5 protein-coding genes are annotated in these 5,745 nt (G+C 72.7%); 4 read left to right on the top strand and 1 reads right to left on the bottom strand.

The annotated features are described in order from the left end of the window. Positions 1-638 precede the first annotated feature (638 nt). Both ACFXB5_RS52120 and pknB read left to right on the top strand, forming a co-directional pair. Entirely contained in the window at positions 639-1,097 is a 459-nt protein-coding gene (locus ACFXB5_RS52120) for an SRPBCC domain-containing protein (protein WP_385222764.1), read from the top strand. Positions 1,098-1,184: 87 nt separating this feature from the next. After that, complete coding sequence (pknB, locus tag ACFXB5_RS52125; RefSeq protein WP_385222766.1) at positions 1,185-3,125, top strand: Stk1 family PASTA domain-containing Ser/Thr kinase; 1,941 nt, start codon at positions 1,185-1,187, stop codon at positions 3,123-3,125. 85 nt (positions 3,126-3,210) lie between these two features. Here pknB and ACFXB5_RS52130 read toward each other — a convergent pair whose 3' ends face one another. Continuing rightward, complete coding sequence (locus ACFXB5_RS52130; protein ID WP_385222769.1) at positions 3,211-4,020, bottom strand: maleylpyruvate isomerase family mycothiol-dependent enzyme; 810 nt, start codon at positions 4,018-4,020, stop codon at positions 3,211-3,213. Between the two features lie 130 nt (positions 4,021-4,150). Between ACFXB5_RS52130 and ACFXB5_RS52135 the strand changes: the two genes are divergently transcribed. Further along, positions 4,151-5,020: a deoxyribonuclease IV gene (locus ACFXB5_RS52135; RefSeq protein ID WP_385222772.1), complete on the top strand. Its 870-nt coding sequence runs from the start codon at positions 4,151-4,153 to the stop codon at positions 5,018-5,020. A gap of 69 nt (positions 5,021-5,089) precedes the next feature. Continuing rightward, entirely contained in the window at positions 5,090-5,599 is a 510-nt protein-coding gene (locus ACFXB5_RS52140) for a DUF4396 domain-containing protein (protein ID WP_385222775.1), read from the top strand. The last annotated feature ends 146 nt before the right edge of the window (positions 5,600-5,745 follow it).

The raw sequence follows: 5,745 nt of genomic DNA on the forward strand, positions 1-5,745 counted from the left end.
GGGGGGGGCGGGGGGGGCCCCCCCCCCCCCCCCGCGCCGGGCCCCCGCGGGGCCCGTTCCCCCCGCCCCCCCCCCCCCCCGGGGCCGGGCGGGGGCCCGCCGCGCCCCCCAGGGCCGTGTCCGGCGGGGCCATGTCCCGCAGGGCCGCATCTCGAAGGGCCGTGTCTCGAAGGGCCGTGTCCCGCGGGGCCGTGTACGGCGGGGCCGGGCCCCTTGGGGCCGTGACCGGGCCCGCCGGGGCCGGTGTCCAAGCCCGCCGGAGCCGATGTCCAAGCCCGCCAGGACCGATGCCCAAGCCCGCCGGAGCCGATGTCCAAGCCCGCCAGGACCGATGCCCAGACCCGCCAGGACCCATGCCCAAGCCCGCCGGGACCGGTGCCCAGACCCGCCAGGACCCATGCCCAAGCCCGCCAGGACCGATGCCCAGACCCGCCAGGACCCATGCCCAAGCCCGCCAGGACCGATGCCCAGACCCGCCAGGACCCATGCCCAAGCCCGCCGGGACCGGTGCCCAGACCCGCCAGGACCCATGCCCAGACCCGCCAGGACCGATACCCAAGCCCGCCAGGGCCGGTGTCCAGGCCCCTCGGGTCCTACCGTGGAGGGAGGGAGCAGCCCACAGCCCGGAGGTGGTCGCCGTGACCGTGACCGTGGACGACCGGATCGAGCGCGAGGTATACGTACCGGCGCCGATCGACCGGGTGTGGCGGGTGCTGACGACGCCCGAGCACATCCGGGCCTGGTACGCCCCCGGCGGCTGCGAGATCGATCCGCACCCCGGCGGGCGGCTCCGGTTCCGCTGGGATGAGCACGGAGAGTTCCACGGCCTGGTCGAGCGGGCGGTCCCGGACACCCTCTTCCGGTTCCGGCTGGCCCTGGAGCCCGATCACGCCCCCTCGGGCCCCGGCGAAGCCACCCTCGTGGAGTTCGCGCTCTCGCCCGAGGGGCGGGGCACCCGGCTGCGGTTCGCGGAGAGCGGTATCCGCGCCCTGGCCGTCCCCGAGGACGCCAAGGCCAAGCACGCCGAGTACGCCACGCTGTCCTGGACCTCCGCGCTGGAGGAGCTGGCCGCGATCGCCGCCGCGTCGCACAACTGACCCGCCGGTGTCACCGTTCCGCTGCAGTGCCCGCCCCACCTGGGGCAGGCGGTCCTGGCCGATATCGGCGCCTCGTAGACTTCCCCCGTGGATACGACCCTCCAGGACCCCCTCGTCGGGCAGGAGCTCGACGGCCGCTACCGCGTCGAGGCGCGCATCGCCGTTGGCGGGATGGCGACGGTCTACCGGGCCGTCGACACCCGGCTGGACCGTGTGCTCGCGCTGAAGGTGATGCATCAGAGCCTCGCCTCCGACGCCGCCTTCGTCGAACGTTTCATCCGGGAGGCGAAGTCCGTCGCGAGACTCGCGCACGCCAATGTGGTCGCCGTCTACGACCAGGGAGCGGACGGCGGCCATGTCTATCTGGCCATGGAGTACGTCTCCGGCTGCACCCTGCGCGATGTGCTCCGCGCGCGCGGGGCCCTGCATCCGCGCGCCGCGCTGGACATCCTGGAGCCGGTGCTGGCCGCGCTCGGGGCGGCCCACCGCGCCGGTTTCGTCCACCGCGACATGAAGCCTGAGAACGTGCTGATCGGGGACGACGGCCGGGTCAAGGTCGCCGACTTCGGCCTGGTCCGGGCGGTGGACACCAACACCAGCGCCTCCACCGGCAGCGTCCTCGGCACCGTCTCGTACCTCGCGCCCGAGCAGATCGAGCACGGCACGGCCGACACCCGCGCCGATGTCTACGCCTGCGGTGTGGTGCTGTACGAGATGCTGACCGGCGCCAAGCCGCACGGCGGCAGCACCCCGGCGCAGGTCCTCTATCAGCATCTGAACGAGGACGTCCCGGCGCCCTCCGCCCTCGCCCCCGGGGTCGCCCCGGAGCTGGACGCGCTGGTGGCCTCGGCCACCGCGCGCGCCGTCGAGGCGCGCCCCGCCGACGCCGTCGCGCTGCTGAGCACGACCCGCGCGGTGCGGGCCGCGCTGACCGACGACCAGCTGGACGCGGTGCCGCCGCAGGCCAAGGAGGACCACTCGGCCGGGTCCGAGAATCGTACGGCGGTGATTCCGCGTCCGTCGGCGGCCGCCGACGACCAGGACCAGCTCAACCACACCAGCCGTCTGGAGCTGCCCCCGGAACCGCTCCGGCAGGAGGGGCACCGCCGGGGCGGCCGCGGCGGCCGGGGCCCGTTGCCGCGGCGCGGGATCGTGACGATCGCCGCCGCGGTGCTGCTGGCGATCGCCCTCGGCGTCGGGGTCTGGTACATCAGCGTCGGCCAGTTCACCGAGGTCCCGCCGGTGCTGCGGAAGACCCAGGCGGAGGCCGAGAAGAAGCTGCACGGCGCGGGTCTCGATGTGAAGGTCGTCAACGAGTTCAGCGATGTCATCCCCAAGGGGAAGGTGATCGGCTCCAAGCCCGGCCCGGGTGAGCGCGTCCGCGACACCGGCACCGTGACCATCCGGGTCTCCCAGGGGCGCCCGCGGGCCGAGGTGCCCAATGTGGTGGGCATGCCGCTCGCCGAGGCCAAGCGGAAGATCGCTGACCAGGGGCTGACGGTCGGCAAGGTCACCGGCCGCTTCAGCAGTGAGACGGCCCAGGGCTCGGTCCTCTCCACCAGCCCGGCCCCCGACTCGGTGCGCCGCCCCGAGACTCCCGTGTCGATCGTGGTCAGCAAGGGCCAGCCGGTCGACATCCCGGACGTGGTGGGCGATTCGGTCGACGAGGCCCGGTCCACGCTGGAGGACGAGGGCTTCAAGGTGAAGATCGCCGACGAGCAGGTGTTCTCGGAGGAGGACAAGGGCTCGGTCGCCGAGCAGTCCCCGTCGACGGACGACGAGGCCGCCAAGGGCGACACGGTGACGCTGACGGTCTCCAAGGGCGTGCAGATGGTCGAGGTACCGGACGTCACGGGGAAGAACGTGGACGACGCCAAGGCGGAGCTGGAGGACGCCGGGTTCAAGGTGGACGTCGAGAAGGCGCTGCTGTTCCCCGGGGACAAGGTGCAGGACCAGTCGGTGGAGGGCGGCGACGAGGCGCCCAAGGGCAGCACGATCACCATCAGGACCAAGGGCGGCGTGTTCTAGAGGGCTCGGGGACGGATGGCGGCGGCCGGACGGCCGACGCCATCCGTCCGGCCGCTCATCCGGCGAACGCCACCTGTCCGGCCGCTCATCCGAAGCTGACCCGCTCCAGCCAGAAGTCCAGCAGCTTCTCATCGCCCAGGATCTCGACGCCCGCGCCGCGGGCCGGGCGACGCTTGTAGATGATCAGCAGCAGGTCGGTCAGCGGCCCGCGCACCGCGACCGCGGCCTTCTCATGCGCCCGCCGCCAGGTGATCGCGTCGCCGGTGAGGTCGACCACCCACTCCGCCGCCACCTCCGGCGCGGTGTCGGTCGCGTGGAAGTGCAGGGTGCGGCCGGGGCCGAGCAGCTCGCGCATCCAGGGGTGGATCTCGAAGTGCATCGGCAGCGAGCCGAGCGCCAGCCACTCGTCGAACCCGTCCAGAGCCACCTCCTGGTCGAGGGTGTACTCCGCGCCGAGGGCCAGGACCGCGTCGGCCCGGTGGACCGCCGTCTCATGGGTGAAGCGGCGGGCGTAGAAGTCCGCGCGCCCTCCGGCGACCTGCCCGAAGTCCGGCACCGGGGTCCACAGCCGCGCCTCGGGCCCCGCCTCGCGCAGCGTGTCCGCCAGTATCTGAGCGCCCTCGACCAGCCAGGGGGCGAGCTCGGCGGGGTCCTCCTCCGCGTACGCCGACAGATCGCGGAAGTGCTCATCGGGCAGCGCTTCGGTGGCCCGGGTGCGCACCAGCTCCTCGGCCCACCGATGGGTCCCGCCGAGATGACGCAGCAGCTGCCCGACGTTCCAGCCGGGGCAGGTGGGCACGGGGCGGGTCAGATCCGCGCCCTCGATCGAGCCCCGCAGCAGCTGGGTCTGCGCGACGATCTCGGAGCAGCGACGGTCAAAGCTCAGCAGAGTCATGTACGTCACAGTAGGGGCACCCACCGACAGCGGATCCCGGCCCGGGGGCCATAGCCTGATCCCGGCCCGGGGCCATAACCTCGCCGAGGGGCGACAACGCGGGCCCTTCGCACCTGGGACCCTTGATGACGTGAGTACGCATCGCATCCGCAACCCCATCGGTGGCCATATCCGTGTGGCCGGCGGCCTGGCCACCGTCGGTCTGGCGCACGCCGCCGACATCGGCGCCGAGACCGTCCAGGTCTTCGTAGCCAATCCGCGCGGCTGGGCCACTCCGGCCGGTACGCCCGCCCAGGACGAGGCATTCCGCGCCGGCTGCGCCGAGCGGTCGATACCGGTGTACGTCCACGCCCCCTACTTGATCAACTTCGGTTCGCACACCGAGGCCACGGCCGAACGCTCCGTGGAGTCCCTGCGCCATTCGCTCCGGCGCGGCCGGGAGATCGGCGCGCTCGGCGTGGTCGTGCACACCGGCTCGGCGACCGGGGGACGCCCGCGTGCCACCGCGATCGCGCAGGTACGGGAGCGGGTGCTGCCGCTGCTGGACGAGCTGACCCGGGACGACGACCCCTGGCTGCTGCTGGAGCCGACCGCCGGGCAGGGCACCTCGCTGTGCGCGCTGGTGGAGGATCTGGGCCCGTATGTCGAGGCGCTGGACCGGCATCCGCGGCTGGGGGTCTGCCTGGACACCTGCCATGTGTTCGCGGCGGGCCATGACCTCGCCGCCCCGGGCGGTGTGAAGCAGACGCTGGACGAGCTGGTGGCCGTCGCCGGTGAGGGGCGGCTCAGGCTGATCCACGCCAATGACTCCAAGGACGTGGTCGGCGCCCACAAGGACCGGCACGCGAACATCGGCGCCGGGCACATCGGGGCGGAGCCGTTCCGCGAGCTGTTCACCCACCCCGCGACCGACGGGGTGCCGCTGGTGATCGAGACGCCGGGCGGTACGGAGGGGCATGCGGCGGATGTGGCCCGGCTGAAGGAGCTGCGCGCCAATTGAGGAATACCCCTAGGGGGTATAGCGTTGACGCTGGTCGACGAAACCGCGATCAACGCTGGGGGTACGGACATGCGACAGCATGAGCACACGCACAGCGGACCTCATGAGCACCAAGACCATGGACACCAGGAACACCATGGGGGCGCGACGAGCTGGTCGATGGCCGCCCAGGCCACCCTGCACTGCCTCACCGGCTGCGCCATCGGCGAGGTCGTGGGCATGGCCATCGGCACGGCCCTGGCCTGGCACAACGTCCCGACCATGATCCTGGCGATCGTGCTCGCCTTCGTCTTCGGCTACTCCCTGACAATGCGGGGCGTGCTGCGGGCGGGGCTCGATGTGCGCAGCGCGCTGCGGGTGGCGCTGGCGGCCGACACCGTATCGATCACCATCATGGAGCTGGCCGACAACGCGACGATCGTCGTCTTCCCGGGCGCGATGGACGCGACGCTGTCGGACGTTCTCTTCTGGGTCAGCCTGGCCCTGTCGTTCGTGGTGGCGTTCCTGATCACCACGCCGGTCAACAAGTGGATGATCGGGCGGGGCAAGGGGCACGCGGTGGTCCACCAGTACCACTGACCGCGCCGGGCGGCCCGGCCTACGCGGGGTCCGACGGGTCTTGACGTCTGCGGCGGGCCGCTCCCCTCCCCGCCCCTTCCCAACACCTGACGATATGCGGCTCCGCCGCGTGGGGGGCTCCGCCCCAGACCCCGGGGCCCAGGGGC

It is taken from the genome of Streptomyces sp. NPDC059455, assembly GCF_042750115.1.
Taxonomy (GTDB): domain Bacteria; phylum Actinomycetota; class Actinomycetes; order Streptomycetales; family Streptomycetaceae; genus Streptomyces; species Streptomyces endocoffeicus.